The following is a 21,629-nucleotide window of genomic DNA, read 5'->3' as shown; positions in this document are numbered from 1 at the left end:
TAAGGCGTGGCAATAACATCAAACCAAAAATGCCGTCGGGGTTCCGAGTTCAATCTTCAGCTCGTTAGCTCGTTTTCTCGTCGGTACGGCAACTTACAATTGAGGACATGGAAATGGCACATTTTGAATTGATTGAGAAGATGGCTCCGAACGCGGTTATTAAGGTCGTCGGTGTTGGGGGCGGTGGCGGTAACGCTGTAGCACACATGGTGAATAGCACGGTTGATGGTGTGGAGTTCATCATTGCTAACACTGACTCACAGGCGATTAAGAACTGCGGTGCCAAGCTGCAATTGCAGCTTGGTGCTAACGTCACTAAAGGTCTGGGTGCAGGGGCAAATCCTGAGGTCGGTCGTCAGGCTGCACTGGAGGATCGTGAGCGCATCATTGATGCCCTTCAGGGGGCGGATATGGTGTTTATTACTGCTGGTATGGGTGGGGGCACTGGTACAGGGGCGGCTCCTGTTGTGGCGCAGTTGGCCAAGGAGATGGGTGTTCTCACAGTGGCTGTGGTGACCAAGCCTTTCCCGTTTGAGGGGCGTCGCCGAATGCAAGTGGCGTTAAAGGGGATTGAGGAGCTGAATCAGCATTGTGATTCTCTGATTACTATACCCAATGAAAAGCTAATCACCGTGCTTGGCCGTAATGCGACGATGATTCAAGCTTTTCGTGCCGCTAATGACGTGTTGCAAGGGGCTGTGCAGGGTATCGCTGATTTGATCGTGCGGCCAGGTTTAATCAATGTTGATTTTGCCGATGTACGTACCGTGATGTCTGAAATGGGTCTGGCGATGATGGGTACGGGTTCGGCCCGTGGTGATGACCGTGCTCAGGCTGCTGCCGAGGCGGCAGTTCAGAATCCGCTTCTGGATGACGTTAATTTGGCTGGTGCCAACGGTATTTTGGTCAATATCACCGCTGGTTCGGATTTTACTATGGCTGAGTTTGATGAGATTGGTCGCACCATTGATGGCTTCGCTTCTGAAGATGCGACGGTGGTGGTGGGTACTGTGCTTGATCCTGAGATGCAGGATGAAGTACGCGTTACTGTGGTTGCGACGGGCTTGAGTCGTACTGTGTCACGTGCGGCTCAGCAGCGTCCGGAGCAGCAGCGCGCGTCAGTCAAGCTTGTGCGTAACGCGACTACCGGTCAGGCTGAATTTGGTGACCTGGATAATACGGGGGGGCAGTGTCCCGCGCCGTCGGTGGGTCCTTGGGTTTGGGCTTTGGGTTGCGTCGATCCGGAACTGATGCAGTGTCTGGTTCAGCTCCTTCGGCACCAGTGACTGCTGAGTTGCCGAGCGATTATCTGGATATTCCTGCATTTTTGCGTCGTCAAGCTGATTAATGCTTGTATGGTTATCAAAGTGGCTTACCGATGGCTGATGAAGTTGTTCATGGTCAATGTAGTGTCTCAAAATGCGTATGAAGTGATCTTCTGAAAGTGCATGGGATAGTATGGAACGTTATCTCAGTGAAGGTTATGTGGAGCCGACGTTTGCTGCGCTTGGATGCAGTTGTCGGCTATCGCGTGCTTTCCTGGTGCACGTTTTATACCCTAGTCTACAACGCGTCTGCGTCTCGGTCGTTTCGGCTGCCGGGGGTGCCTATTGTTATTTCTATGTGCTTGTACTGCTAATATGAGGGCATTCATCATATTGCTACTAAATACGGTGGCGCTAATTTCTTGCCATGCTTCATTTTTTCAGACTTCCTCCTATGAGCCAGCAACGTACCCTTAACAACACGATTCGCGCGACTGGCGTTGGTCTGCACAGCGGCAATAAGATCCATATTACCCTCCGTCCTGCTCCGGTCAACCACGGTATCGTGTTCCGGCGCGTGGACCTGGATCCTGTGGTTGAAATCCCTGCTAGTGGGGATTTGGTGACCGAGGTGATCTTATGCACTGGTTTGACGCGCAATGGGGCTAAAGTACAGACGGTCGAACATTTGATGTCAGCCTTTGCTGGGCTTGGTATCGACAACGCTATTGTGGATCTGTCGTCGGCTGAGTTACCGATTATGGATGGGTCTTCTGCGCCGTTTGTATTCCTGTTGCAGTCGGCGGGTATCTTAGAGCAGAACGCTGCTAAGCGTTTCATCCGTATTAAGCGTTCTGTGGAGGTGCGCCAAGGGGATAAGGTGGCCAAGTTTAGCCCTTACGATGGTTATAAATTGGGTTTTACCATTGAGTTCGATCATCCAATGATCCCGCATAAACAGTCGTATTATGAGATGGAGTTTTCTACTGCGGCTTATATCAAGGAAATTTCTCTGGCGCGTACTTTTGGTTTTATGCATGACTTGGAAGATATGCGTGAGCGTAACCTTGGACTTGGCGGTTCAATGGACAATGCGATCTTGCTGGACGACTTCCGTGTGCTCAATGAGGATGGCTTGCGCTATGGCAACGAGTTCGTGCGTCACAAAATACTTGATGCAATCGGTGATCTTTACTTAATTGGTGGCCCGATTTTGGGGGCTTATGAGGCATTTAAGTCTGGTCATGCGCTGAACAATAAGCTGGTTCGTGCTGTACTTGCCGATGAGACTTCTTGGGAGTGGATCAGCTTCCCTAGTCCAGCCGCTGAGCAGCCGCCTGTCGTCTACACGCATCCCGCTTGCATTTGAATCATTCTCAGAAAACTTGACTATATGATTATTAATCAATGATTTCTTAATCTGCAAATAACGAATCAAGAGCCGATACCAGTTACTATGCGCCAGGTCGCGTGGTTCCAATGCCGTAAATTTTTGCGATTAAGTAAAGGAGTCATCGGTTCTCGGATTTCAGTTTTTCTGCAGATGCATTGGTCCATAAAGGGATTTTAACGCTTCTTGTAAGCCTTTAGGCATTGTTGCATTAACTGCTTCGTTTTTTTCCTTTACGCGTTCTTTAGTAAAGGGTAAAGCAGACGCTAACGTTTTGATGCTTACCTGAGTGGCCATGAGTCCGATGGATTTGGCCGCGTCTAGAAGCTGAGATTCGGAAAGTCGTAATTTTGTGTGCCAAGCAGGTGATTCGACCAGAAAAACAAGTTTTTTACCATTGACGTTGGCCAATCGGCATTGATTTGCCAGCGTTTCTGGCAGATGGGAGCGCAGCTGATGATCCAGCCTATCGAGCCATATGGCCCGATGGAAGGTGGAGACGTTTTTTTCATTCAGTACCGCTTCAATGGCGGTCTGAAAGGGGGAAGGGCTGTTAGCGTTGGATTTCAGATTAGACATGAAAAAAATCGTATGGCATTAGTAAGAAGAATCAAACTTAAATCGTATGAAACCCGATTTGAGTGCTCTGTCCGTCGGTTCCGCGACTTCTCAGAGGAACGTCCGTTCATTGTATTAGGGGCTGTATTAGGGATTGGTTTGCTCAGTGGTATTGGTACTGGTGCAGCGTTGGGGATGGTGAGCAATGTGCGGTTGCAAGCTAAGGTTCAGCAGCAGCGGGCTGAGTTGGAACACATTCGAGGCACCTCCAAGGCGCAGGTGAATGCGTTGGCTGCGCGTCTGGGGGAGTTACAGGCTCAGGCTAACCGCCTTAACGCGCTTGGTGCACGTTTGACCGAAATGGGTAAGCTCGGGAACGGTGAATTCAATTTTGAGGCTCCAGTGGGTGTCGGTGGCCCTGAAACTCCAGCAAATGATATGCCTGTGCAGGATCTCAAGGAGAGTTTAGGGCAACTTGAGCAGCAATTCTCTAGTTCTGGTCAGCAACTGAGTGTGCTTGCTTCGTTATTGTTTAATAATCAGCTTGAACAAAATGCGGTCCCTTCGCGGGCGCCGGTCCGCAACTCCTACATCACTTCCAATTTTGGTCGTCGTGTTGATCCTTTCAATGGCGCTGTCGCTGAACATAAGGGTGTAGACTTTCACGCGAGTGTGGGTAGCTCGGTCATGGCAGTGGCCGATGGCGTGGTCAGTTATGCTGGTTACCGCAATGGCTATGGTAATGTGGTTGATGTTGACCATAGCAATGGTTATTTGACACGTTATGCGCATAATTCGCGTCTGACGGTCAAGGTTGGCGATTTGGTCCGAACTGGGCAGGAAGTTGCCAAAGCAGGCTCCTCCGGGCGCTCCACAGGAGCTCATGTGCATTTTGAATTATGGAAGGATGGGGTGGTGATGAATCCGATCAAATTCCTGGGTAATCCTAGGGGACTACAGTGGGCTTCTACCAACATGGTTGAAAGACAGTGACATTAGGTTGAATTTACAGGGGTTGCCCCGAGCTACAATATAGCTTGACTACGAACAGGGTGCGGTGCGCCCTGTTTTGCTGATGGCGTTGGGATACCCTAATGATCCGACGTCTATTAATAAACCGTTCCTTTTCAACCGGTTTCCTCAATGATCAACAGTCTGCTTACCCGACTTTTTGGCAGTCGTAACGAACGCCAGCTTCGCCAACTAAACTCCATCGTAGCTAAGATCAATGCTTTGGAGGCGGAGTTACAGAAGCTTTCCGATACGGCACTCCAGGCCAAGACAACCGAATTCAAACAGTCCATCCAAGATGGAAAGTCGTTGGATAAATTGCTGCCGGAAGCATTTGCAGTGTGCCGTGAGGCCAGTCGTCGTGTGCTGGGTATGCGCCACTACGACGTGCAGTTGATCGGTGGCATGGTGCTGCATTTGGGCAAGATTGCCGAAATGCGTACCGGCGAGGGAAAGACCTTGGTAGCGACGTTGCCTGTCTATTTGAATGCGCTGGCAGGCAAGGGTGTACACGTGGTCACCGTGAACGATTATCTCGCCCGCCGCGATGCCGCTCATATGGGAAGACTGTACAACTGGTTAGGTTTGAGCGTTGGTGTGGTTTATCCAGGGATGCCGCACAGCGACAAGCACGCGGCCTATGGCGCTGATATTACTTACGGTACTAATAATGAGTTTGGCTTCGATTACCTGCGGGACAATATGGCGTTGTCTAAAGCAGATCGTTACCAGCGTGGGTTGCACTATGCGATTGTTGACGAAGTGGACTCAATTCTGATTGACGAAGCCCGTACTCCACTCATCATTTCCGGTCCGGCCGATGAGTCTCCGGATCTTTACATCCGAGTGAATCGCATCATTCCGCATCTGACCCGGCAGGAGAACGAAGAAGCAGAGGGTGATTACTGGGTTGACGAAAAGGGCAAGCAAGTGCATTTGTCCGAGGTCGGCATGGAACGTGCCGAGGACCTGCTGCGTCAGGCTGGTATTTTGGAGGAAGGGGATGACAGTCTGTATGCCGCGCAGAATCTGAGTGTGGTCCACCACCTTAATGCTGCACTGCGTGCTCATGCCCTTTATCAACGCGATGTGGATTACATCGTTCGTGACGGTGAAGTCGTGATTGTCGATGAATTTACCGGACGCACTTTGGCAGGTCGGCGTTGGTCCGATGGTTTGCACCAGGCGATTGAAGCGAAGGAAGGAGTGCCTGTACAACGCGAAAATCAGACGCTGGCCTCGATTACCTTCCAGAACTTGTTCCGTATCTATAAAAAACTGTCCGGTATGACAGGGACTGCGGACACAGAAGCGTACGAATTCCAAAGTATCTATGGACTGGAAGTCATGGTCATCCCGACTAACAGGCCGACCGTTCGAAAAGATTATCCGGATCAAGTCTTTCTTAACCGCAGTAGCAAGTTCAATGCAGTATTGGAAGACATCAAAGACTGTGCGAAACGTGGTCAACCGGTCTTGGTTGGTACCACCTCAATTGAAATTTCGGAAATGTTGTCCGAACACCTGCGCAAAGCCAGAGTCAAGCACGAAGTGCTCAATGCTAAACAGCACGAACGTGAAGCGACCATTGTTGCCAATGCTGGGCTTCCTGGTGCGGTGACCATTGCTACCAACATGGCTGGTCGTGGTACCGACATTGTTCTTGGCGGTTCGCTTGATACTGTGCTGGCTGAACTTGATCCAGATGCGACCGAGGAAGATCGGTTCCGAGTAAAGACGGCATGGAATCGCCGTCACGAGGCGGTTAAAGCTGCTGGCGGCCTGCACATTATAGGCACCGAGCGTCACGAGAGTCGTCGTATCGATAATCAATTACGCGGCCGTGCAGGACGCCAGGGTGACCCGGGTTCCTCGCGTTTCTACCTGTCCCTTGAAGACAGCTTGATGCGTATCTTCGCTTCCGAATGGGTGCAGAAGGTAATGCGTTTGATGGGGATGAAAGAAGGCGACGTGATTGAGGACCGTCGAGTGACCCGCCAAATTGAGAGAGCACAGCGTAAAGTTGAAGCTCACAATTTTGACATCCGTAAGAATTTGCTTGATTACGACGATGTCAACAACGAACAGCGTAAGGTGGTCTACGCTCAGCGTGATGAACTGCTTGATGCCGAATCGATTAAAGAGAACATTGATAGTATACGCCACGAAGTGATTGATGCTTTGGTGACACGTTTCGTACCAGAACATTCCATTGACGAACAATGGGATTTGCCTGGCTTGCAGGCGACCCTACAGAGTGAATGGGGCTTACACCTGCCGCTGATAGAGATGCTCAAGGGGCGCGAGGAAGTCGATGCCGAACGGATCGCTTTTCTGGTTCAAGATGCAGTGGATAAACATTGCGCTGAAAGAGAAGCATCTATCGGTGCTGAGACCATGCGCGCCCTTGAAAAGCATGTGATGTTGACAGTGCTTGACCAAGGGTGGAAGGAACATCTGGCCACAATGGATTACTTACGCCAAGGGATTCACCTGCGCGGCTATGCGCAAAAACAGCCTAAACAAGAATACAAACGTGAGGCTTTCGAGCTGTTTTCCGAAATGTTGGAGCATGTTAAGCGCGAGGTGATCGCCTCGCTAGCGCGGGTGCGTATCCGTAGCGAGGAAGAAATGGCTGCCCTGGAAGAGCAAGAGCGTCGTCAAGTCGATACCCTGTTACGCCAATCGCAGTTTCAGCATCAAGAAGCGGGCGGTTACGGTACCGGTGACGAAGCTGTTTCGTTACAGCGCCAGCCTGCTGGCCAAAGAGCGGCTATCGCTCAGGTCATTCGTGATACACCAAAAGTTGGTCGCAATGATCCTTGCCCTTGCGGCAGTGGTAAAAAGTACAAACATTGCCATGGTCTGGTGACTTGAATGTCAGACCCTCAATCTTGACCAGATCCCTGAGTGGCAAGCTGTTTGGGGGATCACCTGTATTCGATGATTTCCATCCACACTCGCAGTGGCGCTTATTGGCGTTGTTGCGTTTCGAACACACTGATTTGAAATCGTTGCGGTAACCAAATTGCTGCTGTTGATTTCCCCCCACCTATTGAAGAGTGATCGTCCAGCTAAAGTGTGGTAGAACTACTCTCTACCCAACAATGCGCTTCTTTGCAGATGTCCTACGCTCCCTTCTTGTTGGAAATGAGCGTATGGATTGCATCTTTAGATCTCATTGCAACGCAGCCTAACCTTCTTTGTGCTGCCTATGCCGCCGGTTTGCATCCTGATGTACTGACGTAGACAACTCTGCTGTTGCAGTGAAAGTGTGTACTGAGCAGCGTGTCATCTGCCTTAGCTTGGTGGATGTTGCGCATCAGGTTGCAGCGATAATAGCGATGTGTCCATTTGAGCAGCCCATCTCTGTTTAACTGTAATTTTCCATTCAATCAGTGATGCAACGGCCTAGGTACGGATATGATCACCGTGGTTGATCGCAATTCCCCTATAGCTCTGCGCTATGGGGACAGTTGTGTGTTAGTCCAACACAAATGAGGTATTAGATGCGACGCTTGGCAATCTTATTTTGGCTTGCAACATCCGGTTGCGTGGCCTCCGCCATGTACGGTGGAACGGTGGGTGCACAAAATGCAGTGTCTGATACTCACTTTGTTGAACCACTCCGCGGCGTTAACTGGCGTGGTTTGGAAACGGCGCAGCACCTGCCGCAAGGTTTAAATCAACGTCCCTGGCGTGAAGTACTCGACCAAATGCAGAGCCTAGGCATTAACGCAATACGCCTGCCCCTGTGCTCGGACACCCTACATGGCGCCATGCCTACCAATCTGGATCTAGTGCGTAATCCAGATCTCAAAGGACGTACCGCATTGCAGATTGCCGACGCAATCATGGATGAAGCTGGGAAACGTGGGATGCGGGTCCTCCTGGCGTATCACGGCGTGGAGTGTCCTACCGACAGAAACCCATTATTGCGCAGCGTAGATGAATCAGAGCACCAATGGATCAGCGATGTGCAATTCATCACCTCGCATTATCGTGCTCAACAAAAAGTAGTGATGGGCGTGGACTTGGCCGACATGGCAAACCATCGCCCCTTTCAGAGCGGTGGTGATAGCGCGCCTGATTGGAATCCTGTCGTCGAGCGTGCCGCCGCTGCCATTCTGGCGATGAATCCCGACTGGTTGATTGGTGTGCAGCTTGTTGGCCTGAATCCCCCCTGCTTGGATGCCTCCGCTCCCATCTCCGATGACAACATAAAATCGCAGCACTGTGTCCAATTACGCATTCCTGCTCGGAGCCTCTTGCTCATGCCGCGCTTCGCGGGCACTGACATGGATACTGAAGCTGCCCTTGGCGCATTTTCTGGAAAACAAACCGTGTTACCCAACTCTCTGGATGCCACGGATGCCGAGCAGCTCGCCCATCGGATTGATGCACTGCTGGCATTTGGTATACGCCAAGGCTTTTATGGATCTTGGATGACCTCAGCACAGATGCCATTTGGCCTGCTCGATAACGACGGCCGTACCCCACGTACCTCATTGATTGCACAACTACATCGTTGGTGGGGTGTTAGCCGTGTCGATGTTGCCAGTGAGAATGCTACGACGAAGAATCAAACAACGACCGATACCAATGGATGTGTTGCTGGTGATAACAGCGTGCCACTCAATGGTTGGGACACCTCTTTCAGTGGTGTCGCCACCTATACCTATACGGGTTACAAAGGCGGCGCATTGATGCTGGATCCGATTCAGTCCCATGTGCAAATCACTGCACTGAATCCTACTCAACTCAATTTGGGGGGGATTCCCGCTGCGATGGCCGGTGCTTATTTGCGTGTGCAGGGTCCGAAGGGAAGCACAACCGTCTACGTGACGGACCTCTATCCCACCGGATCTTCCGGGGGATTAGATCTTTCGCCGAATGCCTTTGCCAGTATCGGCAATATGGCTCAAGGGCGTATCCCCGTGCAATGGAAGGTCGTCTCAGCACCTGTGAGTGGCAACTTGATCTATCGGGTAAAAAAGGGAAGCTCGGGATGGTGGGCAGCGATCCAAGTACGTGAACATCGGTATCCAGTCCTCAAACTTGAAATCTGTCAGGATGGCACCTGGTTGAATTTGCCAAAGAGAAATTACAACTACTTTGTTGGTACCCGACTGGGTAACCAACCCTTGTCAATGCGCATGACAGATATTCGTGGTCAGACCTTGATTGATACGCTTCCCGCCTTGCCCAATAAGGCTTCCTCAAAAGCATATTCTGTGAATGGAAATGTCCAGTTTTCCGAATAAGACCGTGACTGGCTCAGCCTGGTTCTCCTACCTGAGTGGTGATTGCCTGAACAGATTAATGAGGTTTTTAAAACTGCTTTAAGCGCACTGACCTTGGAGCGCTCCGCAGTTGCCTAACGACACACTACCCCTCCTGATTGCTGAAGAGCAGACTCCCCTTGTGGTCGCAGCAATGGCATACCGAAGGTCAATGAGAGTGTGCCGAGTATCCTCCTCATCACCCTGACCCACTGCTGTGAATCACTAGTCCCCTCTCATCATTTCTGCACAATGCATATTAACGGCGTTGTGCCAACACCCCATCTAGGATCAGCGTACTTTGGAAACCCGCCTGCTCCAGGCGTCGTGCGATCTCACGAGGCACATCACGGCCATGACTCAGCTGAGTTGGTGAGCCGGTGTAGTGGAACATCTGCCCGCCACGGCACAGCACCCGTGCCAACTGATCGTAAAAACGTAGCGCGTATAACTCCCCGGCAATACTGAAGCGTGGCGGATCGTGAACAATGGCATCCACACTGGCATCCGGTAGATCCTCAATGGCTTGCTCAATGTCCCCACCAACCAACTCAAGGCGCTGATTAGCCTGTATCGCCTGAGGATTTGGAGACCAAGGATTGAGCGTGCGTAGCCAAAGAACATCAGGATTTTTCTCAAACGACCGGATGTGAATCGCACCGGCTTCCAGACAGCAGGCTGCGAAATAGCCGAGTCCACCGCACGTGTCCAACACCGTCTTCCCTTGTGGCCTGACCAGAGCCACTTTGCGTCGTGCGTCCTCGAAAGGAGACACACGCAGGGACGGTAACATCTTGATGCCATCAATCTCGAACGTCGGTGCCCCCCACGGAGTAGGCACTAACTTGATGAGCGAGCCACTGAACCGCGAAATTGCGGTGAAGTTTTGACCATCCCAATAGTAAATCGTGCGGTCTTTCAATCGGTTCGGATACGGATAAGCCTGTGTTTTGGCATGCCAAGCATCGGTAGCGATCCGTACTTGCGTATGCGTGCGCCCCAAGTCCAAGGAGCCTGACCAGGTCGCCGCCCCGCGGCTGCGGGCCTCCTGCAGCGCATGACCAATGTCCAGGGTCAGCAAAGGACCGGTGTAGTGGGGTGTCTCCATCGAAGCTGGCAAGACTGCTTGGCAAAAAAGAAGCCTGGGATCCTACCCGAGCCAGATGCAGGTGAGTAGCCGATCTGCTTGGGTATTGCGCTGTGCTTACGGCACATCCTTGATAGCGACATCACTGCATTGGCTGTGCCATCCTCATACATGGCATAAGAAGTCCCGGTATATGTGGTTGATTTGCGTCCTGACACCAGCGACACCAACGATGAATAGATAATATACCTGTGGCGGTGGAAACGATTTTGATCAGCTGAATCGTTTCCATATTGTATTGTCCATCGTGTCGACACCATGTCGGCTCCTGTTTTCGGTGAATGAAATGACTCCATATGAACAAAAGCTTCTTGATGACTTTTTGACACGACTGCGTGGTGCCGGAGAAAGCGTAAAAGATCCTCAAGCCGAAGCGCTTATCTGCGAGCGCCTCGCTGGCCATCCTGATGCAGCCTATCTCCTGGTGCAGCGCGCATTATTGCTTGAACAAGCCTTGGCCTCAGCGCAAACCCAGATTGCAAAGCTGCAGCAAGCCGCTGCCGGACATGATGCGGGTGCTGGCAGTGGCAGTTTCCTCGGCCAAGCCGCTTGGGGAACGCAGCAGACCGTCCCACCCACAGTCGCTCCCCCGCCTCCTCCCGCAGCACCTCCGAGCTGGCGTGAGCGTCTGTTTGGGAGTACTCCAGCGCCAGTGCAGCAAGCGGCGCCCTCGGCTGCAAGTAGCTTCCTCGGTACTGCTGCCAGTACGGCGGCGGGTGTTGCCGGTGGAATGTTTCTGTTTCAGGGCTTGGAACACATGTTCGGTGGTCACCAAGGCCAAAGCGGTGGACTCTTTGGTAATGCTGACAACACACCACAACAGACCATCGTTGAGAATGTTGTCACTAACAACTACTACGACACCGGCACATCCATAAGCGATGCGGGCGGTTTCGCTGACGATACCGATCTATTCGACAACGATAACGATACCTGGGTGTGAGATTGGCACAGGGTGCGTGTGGATCACACGCACCCTGTGCCGCCGTCTGCGCGGCGCACCACGCGATGGGCTATCCCTGCTTTAACCCCTGAGTCTGAGCACACATCCATGCAACCTGATGTCACGGGTGAGAGAAAAGACGCAGGTCTGTTACCTCGTATCGTGCTGGTGTTGTGAAGATGTCGCTTTGGGGTGACACACCCTCTGATGATCCTCAAGAAACACCCAACAGATGAAAACAACATCGCTTTGCTGCAGCCAAAGCCATTTCTTCATGGGTGTTTGCTGCTGCTCCGTGAGGGGGCACGATATTTTTCGATCTGAGGCCGTGTCGAAACAATCGTGTTACTGCTGCTGAAGTGTGCGATGCACATCGCATCCCTACGTTTGTTGGTGAATGATTATCCGTGCCCTATTTCTTCACCGGGGTTTTCGATGACATATGAACCCTCCTCAAGACGCAGCCCCTGCTGATGACAGCCTACCCAGCCCTTGTGTTGCAAGCTGGCATCGGATTCGATTCACGGACAGCGACCTAGCCATCCGTAAAGCGATTGACTGTCTTGATATGGATGAGATGCCACCTTTCTAGGAATGATGCTGAAGCTGTTATTGGAGTGCAGCGCTGTGAGCGTATTCCGCTGCGCAGAGAAGGGACGTTCTCGCTTGCATATGTGCGCGATGCGTCCCTTCCCCCTGCCTGCTGTGTCAATGTCTGATTCCAGACATTCAATGCGTTGAGACTGAGTTACCGTCGTTATCCAGGACTTGCACATCAGCCAGCTTCAGGGCGCGGACCGGTGCCTCAATGGTGCTGAGGTCACCGATGATGACCCAGGTCATCGCATTTGGATTGATGATGCGTTTTATGGCGCGCTCTACACTGATTGACTCAATGGCTTCCAAGCGTGGTTTGAGAGTCTGTATGTAGTTGTCTGGGCGTTCGTACCGGACAATGCTTTCCACTGCGTCCAACACTGCGCCGCTGGTTTCATAACTGCCCGGCAGGCTACGGATAATCTGTTGCTTGATCTTGTCCACTTCTTCTTGGGTGAGCGGCTTGTTACCGATCACGTCTTGTGCCTCTTTCTGTATCTCTGCGATGGATTCGGCCGTTTTGTCTGTTTGTACGGGGGCGATAAACACGTAAGGACGTTGCCCCTGTGCGTTGGGGAGCACACTACTTGCACCATAAGCCCAATGTTTTTCCTCGCGCAGATTCATGTTCAGGCGTGAACTGAAGGTGCCCCCGAACGCCTCGTTACCTACATTGATTTCCAGATTAGCGGGATCTTTCGTCGGAGGAGCCAACAGACCGGCGAGAATCAATGACTGCTGCGCTTCTGGACGATGGATCAGGAATATACGTGGTTTGAGCTGTGCGGCCACGTCGGTAATCTGCTTGTGGCTTTTGATCGTGCTCGGAGCTTGCCAGTCACCAAAGGCGGCTTCCAACTGCGGGATGATGGATTTAAGCGTGGTATGACCGGTCACCAGGATGCGTACATTGTCCGGGCGTAGCCAGCGTTGCTGGAAATCTTTCAAGTCTGTAGCCGTCAGACTTTGGATCGCTTCATTGGTACCGCTGCCTGTCAGTGGGATGCCGTAAGGATGCCCTTTCCCATATAACAGTGGCGGCAGAATGCGTAGAGCCAGTCCCTGCGGCTGGGTTTTCTCTTGCGCAATGGCGGCCAGCCATTGGCCGCGTATCCGTTCAATGTCTGTCGCCTTGAAGGCTGGATTGCGTACCAGATCGGCGAACAGGTGCAGCGATGGGATAAGTTGATCGTTGAGTGCGTTCAGCGAAGCACGACAGGAATCCAGATCGCAGGAAATACTGCTGATGGCACCCAGACGTTGATGCTGCTGTGACACTTCGACTGAGTCCAACGAAGTCGTGCTTTCGTTCATCAACGTTGCGGTGAAGTTTGCCGTACCCGGTTTAGCGTCTTGGTCGGCTGCGTAGCCAGCGTCAAATAACAGCACGATTTGCGTTACCGGAATCGTATGCCGTTCGGCCAAGATGACTTCGATGCCGTTTTTCAGCTTACTGCGCTGCAATGCAGGGAAATTTAGAGAAGGGAACTGTGTGACTTCCGGTACCCCAGAGCGGCGGTCCACCTGCGATGCTGTCACGTGGTAATGAACTTTGGGTGCGAGTATGGCTGCTGGTTTGCCTGGTTCGGCAGGGCGCGCAGTGACCTTTGCATCCTCAGTCGCTGGATCAACATTGGGGCCTACTGGTAACACGGTCAGCAGATAGTCCCCCTTGCTGAACCATGTTGCTGCTGCCTGTTTGACACTGTTGGGCGTGGCCTGTGCAGCACGTTGTAGATCGAGCTTGTAGGCACCTGGATCATTGAGATAAAGCTGTCCCGCAGCGAGGATCGCGGCCTTATTACCGACCCTCTCCAGGCCGCGCACCAGATCGGAGCGGTAGTTCATCTGAGCGCGTTGCAATTCATCATCACTTGGGCCTTCGGCCAGAAACTTTTTTAATTCCTCGGCAATCGCTGCTTCAACCTTGGCAGGATCGATCCCAGGTTTCACATCGGCGTTGATTTGCATTTGGCTGGCCAGCGCAAATGGAGAAATACTGGCCGATATGCTGTCAGCCAGCTTGTCCTTATAGACCAAGCGCTGATACAGACGGGAACTTTTGTTGCCACCAAGAATAGTTGTCGCCAAGTCCAGTTGCACCACAGTATCGCTCCCCAGTTCTGGGGTGATCCAGGTGCGATACAACCGTGGTTGCGATACCCGATCGTATTGCACACCGCGCTTCTGTGCCGGTAGCGGGGTGATCCAGGGGTGCTGGTGTGCCACCGGAGGGCCGGCGGGGATATCGCCGAAATACTTTGCCGCTTTGTCGCGTGCCTCGGCCAGCGTGATGTCTCCGGCTAACACCAAGGTCGCATTGGCTGCACCATAATGTGCTTGGAACCAGCTTTTTACATCGGCCAACGAAGCAGCCTCCAGATCCTCCATTGAACCAATCGTGCTGTGCTGATACGGGTGATTGGCTGGAAAGAGATTGGACAGAATATTTTGCGTCACCCGTCCGTAGGGCACGTTCTCCCTTTGGCGTTTTTCATTTTTGACTACGCCACGCTGCGTATCCAATTCCTTCTGGCCGATTGCGCCAAGCAGATGGCCCATACGGTCTGATTCCATCCAAAGCGCCATATCCAGCGCAGTTGTCGGTACAGTCTGGAAATAATTGGTACGGTCAAACCACGTGGTGCCATTCATCCCGGTTGCACCGATTTTCTCGAAGGGTTGAAAGTAGCTGGCCTTGTGATTTTCCGAGCCAGAGAACATCAAATGCTCAAACAGATGTGCGAACCCAGTTTTCCTGGCAGGCTCGTCTGCCGAACCGATGTGATACCACACGTTGACGGCAATAACGGGTGCTTTGTGGTCCTCATGGACGATCACCGTCAACCCATTGGGCAGGGTGAAGCGCTCGTAGGCGATCTCTGGAATGTCTTGTTTCGGAATGGCTTTGCTGGAAATCGTCAGAGTTCCCGATGTCGCATTGACCTGGGGTGTGAAAGTGGCGGTTCCGAGACCGAGAATACCGATGATGAGCAGGGGAAGCGGGCGCAGCATGTATGACTCCATGAATAAGATTCATTACCGAGCGTAGGAGGTAGCGGCGTCTTTCGCAAATGTTCCTTCTATTGAGTGAATGAAGCCATGACGCGGTGGGCACTGCTGACGGCCTATTGATCTGCGATGCAGAGTATTTCTGCCGAGTGATTGTTCAGTGACTGGATGTGCTGATAAGACATTGCTTTGGTGTCATGTTGCTGTGGGTACTTCAGGGGGAGCCACTGCACAGCTGTGTTCCCATACGGCGATTGCCCGCCGTATCGACATCAACCATGAGATGCTGGATGCGCATCGTGATGCTGTTTGGTTGTTTCAATATGAGGAGGTTCGTATTGCGATCCAGGCCTGCATCATCCGTCTGTATCCGCGTGATGGATATTGATTGCCACGCCGCAAAAATATCGGCGTGGTTGCACAGGCCTAATGATTGTTTTTGGGAGATGCTGTCATGCCATCGTTACCACTCCGGCGGCGGTCTGCCGCCGGAATAGAAAATGCACTTCAATAGTTCGAACAGAACCCGAATTCAGTCCTGCCTTTCGGATCAAGCGTCTTATTCCAGTCCATACCAAAAGCGGTGAGTGCGTTATCCTTCACTGACCAACGCGCGCTCCATAGCGTCTGGATCTTCCCCTTGATTGGAATCGTCACCGTCCAGGTATTCGGACTGTCGCTGGTATTCGTCACTTGGATCCGCTCGCAGTAACCAGTATGCCAATCGCTGTCTACGATGGTATTAACAGCAATCTTGCTCTTTGTAGGATCGGAGCCGCTACCGGAGCCGCCGCCAGCACCACTGCCGGAACCAGCACCAGCACCGCCGCTGGAGCCGCCGCGAGCACCACTGCCGGAACCAGCACCAGCACCGCCGCTGGAGCCGCCGCCAGCACCACTGCCGGAACTAGCACCAGCACCGCCGCTGGAGCCGCCGCCAGCACCACTGCCGGAACTAGCACCAGCACCGCCGCTGGAGCCGCCGCCAGCACCACTGCCGGAACCAGTACCAGCACCGCCGCTGGAGCCGCCACCAGCACCACTGCCGGAACTAGCACCAGCACCGCCGCTGGAGCCGCCGCCAGCACCACTGCCGGAACCAGTACCAGCACCGCCGCTGGAGCCGCCGCCAGCACCACTGCCGGAACCAGTACCAGCACCGCCGCTGGAGCCGCCGCCAGCACCACTGCCGGAACTAGCACCAGCACCGCCGCCGGAACCACCACTGGCACCACCACCGGCATTCCACAGCTTATTCAGCAGCTTCACCTTGTCATCGCGTGGGGTGGTCCAGTCATTGCCAACCATGCCGCCGGTATCGCCGCTGTTCTGGTTTGCCGCCCAATAGAAGGCATCCGTCACGCCGATACTGATGAGGTAATCCACAAAAGCGTTTTGCCAAGCGATATCGCGTGGATCACCTTCACCGTACTTACCACCGAACTCACCAATCGCCATCGCATAGCCGGCTTTCGCAAAACGTCCGAAGTGTTGATCCCAGATCGCTGCCATGTTGTTTGGGAAATCAGGGCTATTGAAGTACGGCTGTACGTAGACATCTGGCCCGTAGACGTGTGGCATCAATAGCAAATGGTTGGCAGGGACTTTCAGTGGCGTACAGTCCATCGGTTCCAGGTTCTCGCCCCAGAAATGCCCAATGGTGCTGGAGCAGATGGGATTTTCTCCAATCCCCTCGACTCCGATCAGCCATTTTGGTGCGGCCTCCAAGATCGCTGCTGCCGCATGCTCGACTGCGGTGTTCCAATCAGTTTTTGGATCTCCGGTGCCCCAAGTGGCTCTGCCATGTGGTTCATTCTTTACGTCCAAGCCGATGACGCCGGGTACGTTGGCGTAACGGTGTGCGACGAAGCGTAGATCATCAATCCACTGTTTTTCGCTGTATGAATCTGTGTGCCACAACTCAGAGATTGCTGAGCAGTCCGGCCGATGGTGATCTAGCAGCACATACATTCTGCGGTCGCTCAATTCTTTGACGACCTTGTCCAGGATTTGCAGCGAACTCAAGCCTTGCAAGTCCGGATTGCGGCTGTAATCAATGCTGCTTGGTGATGTGTTGCTATTTAGATTGGCTGGGCAGAACGGTAAACGTATCGCGTTGAATCCCATGCCCTGTAGCTGTGTGATGAATTCTTTCCAATTACGTGCCCACAGTCCATTTACCACATGATCTCCGGTTTCAAAACCAAACCAGTTGACGCCCCTTAATTGGATTTGGTTGCCTTTGTCATCGACGACCTTCCCATGGCTGATGCTGTAACTGAATGCTGGCGCCGTAGATAAGGATAGGCACGTGGCTAACATGAGTTTGCCGAAGTGTTTGGAAAACGACATTAAGTATCCTTAATAGGGAGGGCCGTTATCTTCTGCGCACTCATCCTCCGTCGTCGATATGGGGGTCGTTAGTGATTCAAACGCCGTTAGGATTAAAGCCAAAAATTCGATTAAATCCCGGATGAATGCGTTTATTTGTGTTTTTTATCACTCTATTTACGAGGCTAAAATCACTTAAATTCCGTCGGGTATCGCTCATGGCACTCCAAGTCTCGATTGCGTGTCATGGTCCCTAACGGTGATTGATGCGTTCTGCTTTACACTCGGAAAGTGTTTTTGCGCTAGATGAAGGTGTTGCCAATGAGGCGGATTGCAGTGGCGGTGTTGGGGTGGTCGGTGTCTGGGATGTTGCTCGCACAGACGACACCGGTGTTTGAGGGCAAACGCATGTCTGAGGATGTCAAACAATTGGCATCCGACGCCTTCCAGGGTCGCGCGCCAGGCAGTGCAGGGGAGCAGAAGACCATTGCTTATTTGAGTGAGCAATTTGCCGCCGCTGGGTTGCAGCCCGCTGGGGATGTGCAGGCCGATGGCAAGCGTCTATGGACGCAGACGGTACCGCTGCGGCGTACGGAAATCCTTGGTCCCCCGCGAGTGTTGCTCGGTGCTGCGGGTAAGCACCGCTCTTTGACTCAGGGGCAGGAGATTGCGGTACGCGCACCTTTGGATGGAGCGTCCCAGGTTGCCTTGCATGCGGTGCCGTTGGTGTTTGTCGGCTATGGGGTGAAGGCGCCGGAGCGCCATTGGGACGATTTCAAAGGCGTTGATTTGAAGGGCAAGATTGCGGTGATGCTCATCAATGATCCCGACTTTGAAACCGGCCAGGGCGATTTTGACGGTAAGGGCATGACTTATTACGGCCGTTGGACCTATAAATTCGAGGAGGCAGCACGCCAAGGTGCGTTGGGTGCGTTGATTGTGCACGAAACGGCTCCAGCCTCGTATGGTTGGGCGACCGTGGCCAGTTCCAATACCAACAGCATGTTTGATGTGGTCCGCGAGCATCCAGAGGCGGTCCATCCGAAGCTGGAAGCCTGGATTCAGCACGATGTGGCTGTGCAGTTATTTAAGGATGCTGGTCTTGACTTTCAGACGTTGAAGATCAAAGCCCAATCACGTGATTTCAAACCAGTGCTTTTAAATGGACAGACGCTGAGCGCTGATTATCGGGTGAAATCTGAAGTCATCACCTCGCATAACGTGGCGGCGCGATTGGAGGGGCGGGCGCATCCTGATGAGACGGTGATCTACAGCGCTCACTGGGACCACCTCGGTGTTGGCGCGCCTGATGCCAAGGGGGACACCATTTTCAACGGTGCTTTGGACAATGCTAGCGGCACTGCGGCGTTGCTGGAATTGGCGCGAGGTTTTGCTCGGGGGCCGCAACCGCAGCGTTCGGTGTTGTTTTTGGCAGTCACGGCAGAGGAGAAGGGGTTACTTGGCTCGGAATACTATGCGTCCAATCCTCTGTATCCGCTGGAGAAGACCGTGGCCGTGATCAATATGGACGTGATGAATCCACAGGGGCCGACCCGCGATTTTGGGATCTATGGCACCGCCAAATTGGATTTGCTGGACATGCTGAAGCAGGTTGCCGTCGGCTGGAAGCTGCGTTATACCCCCGATCCAAAGCCGGAAGCAGGTCATTTTTTCCGTTCCGATCATTTCTCTTTTGCCAAGCGCGGTGTTCCTGCCATTTCATACTCCGCCGGACAGGATATGGAGGTGGGGGGAGTGGCTGCGGGCAAGGCTGCTTCGGAGGACTATACGGTTCGGCGGTATCACCAACAGGGGGATGAATGGCAGCCGGATTGGACGTTTGCTGGCGCGGCGCGGGATGTGGCGGTGCTGTACGCCTTGGGTCGTGTGTTGACGGATGAGGCTCGGCACTGGCCGAACTGGGCTGAGGATTCCGAATTCCGTGCCCTGCGTGATGCCAGTGCCGCAGCCCGTGAATGAGTATGGCGGTGTTAGATCTCGTGCCGCGTGGAGACTTTGGGAGCGGATGCAGGGTGGTGCTTCATCTTCTTGAGTCCAACAGGTGTTCTATGTCTGGAGGTGATTCTTGGAGGTGCGGTTTGCAGGGTGTGCGCTGCTGCTAATGATGAATGGGAGTTTCACAGACTCGTACAGTGTTTTAAACAGTGGCGGTTGGGTCGTGTTGTGCGGCGCACTTGGCGCATATCCCATGGACTTCCAACGTTTGCATCTGCGGTTGAAAGCCCAGTGCTCTGGCACAGGCATTCAATTGGGCAACGACATCCTTGTCTTCTAATTCCACGGCGTTATGGCAGTTATCGCAGATGAGGAAGGGCGCTGAATGCTTTCTGCTGTTTGGATGGTGGCACGCAATAAAGGCGTTGATCGATTCTAGTTTGTGAATGAAACCATGGGTCATCAGAAAATCCAGCGCACGGTAGACCGTGGGTGGAGCATCGGCGCCGACATCCTTACCCTCGCGTACCCATTCCAGCAGTTCATATGCCTTCACTGGTTTGCCAGCGTGAGCAATCAGTTGCAATACGTTGGCGCGGATAGGTGTCAGGCGTAGTCCACGTTCGCTACATGCGTGCTCCACTGCATGGATGAACTCGGGTGCGTCGTGTACGTGGTGATGGGGGGCGGTGCAGCCGTGATCGTTACTCATAGAGATTCCGTGGGATTCAAGCCGTAGAGATTTTTATCAGTGCCGCATCAATGCGTTTCAAGGCTTCGTTGCGGCCGGTGAGGTAAACGGTATAGGCAATGTCCGGGCTGACTTGGGTCCCGGTGATCGCTACCCGCAATGGTTGTGCCACTTTGCCCATGCCGATCTCTAGTGTTGTCGCAGTCGTGCGCAAGGCGGTATCCACGTTGTCCACAGTCCACGCGGGAAGTGCGGCTAACAGCGTACGTGCGTGCAGTAGGGCTGTTTCGGCACCTGGTTTGAGATGCTTGGCAACGGCTATTTCATCATAGCGCTGTAATGGGCAGTACCAGATTTCTGCTTTCTCGGCCATTTCTTTCAGTGTCTGGACGCGTTCCCGTAAGGCCAGGATCACGTCCGTCGGAGCAGGACCGGCGCTGACATCAATACCGCGTTGTTCCAGATGCCAGACCAATGGCGGGGCAAGCGTCGCCGGGTCATCGGTCTTCAGATAGTGCTGGTTCACCCAGCCAAGTTTTGCCATGTCAAGGCGCGCTGCTTTGGAGTTGACATCGTTGATTTGGAACAGGTCGATCAGCGCTTGCCGGTTGAATAGCTCTTGGTCGCCGTGTGACCAGCCCAGCCGTACCAGATAGTTAATCAGTGCATGGGGCAGGTAACCAGAATCTCTGTACTGCATCACATCAGCCGCGCCGGTACGCTTGGACAACTTGGCGCCTTGTTCGTCCAGGATCATCGGTAGATGCGCAAATGTGGGTAGTGGTGCGCCCAGGGCGTGATAGAGGTTGATTTGCCGTGGCGTATTGTTGATGTGGTCGTCGCCGCGAATCACTTCGGTGATGTTCATGTCCCAGTCGTCCACAACCACGGCGAAGTTGTAGGTTGGGTAGCCATCGGGACGCAGGATGACCATGTCGTCCAGTTCGCTGTTGGAGATCTGGATGCGACCTTTGATCAAATCGTCGAACGCCACGGTGCCGGTGTGCGGATTTTTGAAGCGGATGACCCGGTTGGGATCATCCCGGTATGGCAGGTTGGCTTCACGTGCAGCGCCGTTATAGCGTGGTTTTTCGCCAGTGCGCAGAGCTGCTTCACGCATGGCGTTCAATGTGTCCTTGGAGTCGTAAGCGTAGTACGCCTTGCCTTCGGCAAGCAGACGCGCAGCTACCTGGTTGTAGCGTTCGATGCGTTGGGTTTGGTAGACAGGGGGTTCGTCGTAGTCCAGTCCCAGCCAGTCCATTGCATGCAGGATGGCATCAATCGCGGCTTGTGTGCTGCGTTCGCGGTCGGTGTCTTCGATGCGCAGTAGGAATTGCCCGTTGCGGCGCCGTGCTTCCAGCCAGCAATACAGTGCGGTGCGGGCGCCCCCAATGTGTAGGTAACCGGTGGGGCTGGGGGCAAAGCGGGTGCGGCACGTCATGGAAG

14 protein-coding genes and 3 pseudogenes are annotated in these 21,629 nt (G+C 53.3%); 10 read left to right on the top strand and 7 right to left on the bottom strand.

Going from position 1 to position 21,629, the window contains the following annotated elements; all coding sequences use genetic code 11:
- The first annotated feature begins 113 nt into the window (after window positions 1–113).
- Window positions 114–1,348 (top strand): annotated as a pseudogene (ftsZ, locus tag F7G16_RS10265) (cell division protein FtsZ).
- 371 nt (window positions 1,349–1,719) lie between these two features.
- On the top strand, window positions 1,720–2,634 hold the full coding sequence (lpxC, locus tag F7G16_RS10260) for a UDP-3-O-acyl-N-acetylglucosamine deacetylase (protein ID WP_004090515.1): 915 nt from the start codon (window positions 1,720–1,722) through the stop codon (window positions 2,632–2,634).
- Between the two features lie 159 nt (window positions 2,635–2,793).
- Here lpxC and F7G16_RS10255 read toward each other — a convergent pair whose 3' ends face one another.
- Window positions 2,794–3,234, bottom strand: a complete 441-nt coding sequence (locus F7G16_RS10255; RefSeq protein ID WP_004090517.1) for a DciA family protein — start codon at window positions 3,232–3,234, stop codon at window positions 2,794–2,796.
- A 12-nt stretch (window positions 3,235–3,246) separates the two neighbouring features.
- Between F7G16_RS10255 and F7G16_RS10250 the strand changes: the two genes are divergently transcribed.
- The 4 genes from F7G16_RS10250 to F7G16_RS10240 all read left to right on the top strand — a co-directional run bounded on the left by F7G16_RS10250 (window position 3,247) and on the right by F7G16_RS10240 (window position 9,488).
- Complete coding sequence (locus F7G16_RS10250; protein ID WP_011098284.1) at window positions 3,247–4,206, top strand: M23 family metallopeptidase; 960 nt, start codon at window positions 3,247–3,249, stop codon at window positions 4,204–4,206.
- A 150-nt stretch (window positions 4,207–4,356) separates the two neighbouring features.
- Window positions 4,357–7,101 carry a preprotein translocase subunit SecA gene (secA, locus tag F7G16_RS10245; RefSeq protein ID WP_004090521.1) on the top strand — a complete coding sequence of 915 codons (2,745 nt, stop codon included), beginning with the start codon at window positions 4,357–4,359 and terminating at the stop codon, window positions 7,099–7,101.
- Window positions 7,102–7,118: 17 nt separating this feature from the next.
- Window positions 7,119–7,247, top strand: a complete 129-nt coding sequence (locus tag F7G16_RS12605; RefSeq protein ID WP_256626217.1) for a hypothetical protein — start codon at window positions 7,119–7,121, stop codon at window positions 7,245–7,247.
- Window positions 7,248–7,733: 486 nt separating this feature from the next.
- Window positions 7,734–9,488: an expansin EXLX1 family cellulose-binding protein gene (locus F7G16_RS10240; RefSeq protein ID WP_004090523.1), complete on the top strand. Its 1,755-nt coding sequence runs from the start codon at window positions 7,734–7,736 to the stop codon at window positions 9,486–9,488.
- A gap of 277 nt (window positions 9,489–9,765) precedes the next feature.
- On the opposite strand, the gene F7G16_RS10235 is transcribed toward F7G16_RS10240, so the two are convergent.
- Entirely contained in the window at window positions 9,766–10,614 is an 849-nt protein-coding gene (locus F7G16_RS10235) for a class I SAM-dependent methyltransferase (RefSeq protein ID WP_004090525.1), read from the bottom strand.
- Window positions 10,615–10,939: 325 nt separating this feature from the next.
- Between F7G16_RS10235 and F7G16_RS10230 the strand changes: the two genes are divergently transcribed.
- Together F7G16_RS10230 and F7G16_RS10225 are read left to right on the top strand one after the other, a co-directional pair.
- Window positions 10,940–11,596: a DUF2076 domain-containing protein gene (locus tag F7G16_RS10230; protein WP_004090528.1), complete on the top strand. Its 657-nt coding sequence runs from the start codon at window positions 10,940–10,942 to the stop codon at window positions 11,594–11,596.
- Window positions 11,597–12,038: 442 nt separating this feature from the next.
- Window positions 12,039–12,188, top strand: coding sequence for a hypothetical protein (locus F7G16_RS10225; protein WP_164874252.1), 150 nt, complete (start codon window positions 12,039–12,041; stop codon window positions 12,186–12,188).
- Between the two features lie 137 nt (window positions 12,189–12,325).
- On the opposite strand, the pseudogene F7G16_RS10220 reads toward F7G16_RS10225, so the two are convergent.
- Window positions 12,326–15,082: pseudogene (locus tag F7G16_RS10220) on the bottom strand (M16 family metallopeptidase); the annotation flags it as partial.
- Between the two features lie 283 nt (window positions 15,083–15,365).
- Between F7G16_RS10220 and F7G16_RS10215 the strand changes: the two are divergent.
- Window positions 15,366–15,593: a hypothetical protein gene (locus F7G16_RS10215; protein WP_004090534.1), complete on the top strand. Its 228-nt coding sequence runs from the start codon at window positions 15,366–15,368 to the stop codon at window positions 15,591–15,593.
- A gap of 119 nt (window positions 15,594–15,712) precedes the next feature.
- Here the strand turns inward: F7G16_RS10215 and F7G16_RS12835 are convergent, their stop codons facing one another.
- Window positions 15,713–15,943 (bottom strand): cellulose binding domain-containing protein, encoded by a 231-nt coding sequence (locus F7G16_RS12835; protein ID WP_394354810.1) that lies wholly within the window; start codon window positions 15,941–15,943, stop codon window positions 15,713–15,715.
- A gap of 486 nt (window positions 15,944–16,429) precedes the next feature.
- Window positions 16,430–17,557, bottom strand: a pseudogene (locus F7G16_RS12410) (glycoside hydrolase family 5 protein); the annotation flags it as partial.
- A gap of 300 nt (window positions 17,558–17,857) precedes the next feature.
- Between F7G16_RS12410 and F7G16_RS10205 the strand changes: the two are divergent.
- A complete protein-coding gene (locus F7G16_RS10205) occupies window positions 17,858–19,516 on the top strand; it encodes a M28 family metallopeptidase (RefSeq protein ID WP_038233251.1) in 1,659 nt (552 codons plus the stop codon).
- Between the two features lie 178 nt (window positions 19,517–19,694).
- Here the strand turns inward: F7G16_RS10205 and F7G16_RS10200 are convergent, their stop codons facing one another.
- Entirely contained in the window at window positions 19,695–20,204 is a 510-nt protein-coding gene (locus F7G16_RS10200; protein WP_004084453.1) for a Fur family transcriptional regulator, read from the bottom strand.
- A 16-nt stretch (window positions 20,205–20,220) separates the two neighbouring features.
- On the bottom strand, window positions 20,221–21,624 hold the full coding sequence (gene gltX / locus F7G16_RS10195) for a glutamate--tRNA ligase (RefSeq protein ID WP_004088131.1): 1,404 nt from the start codon (window positions 21,622–21,624) through the stop codon (window positions 20,221–20,223).
- Window positions 21,625–21,629 lie beyond the last annotated feature (5 nt).

The organism is Xylella fastidiosa (assembly GCF_011801475.1).
GTDB lineage: Bacteria > Pseudomonadota > Gammaproteobacteria > Xanthomonadales > Xanthomonadaceae > Xylella > Xylella fastidiosa.
This window is presented reverse-complemented; position numbering and strand designations above follow the sequence as displayed.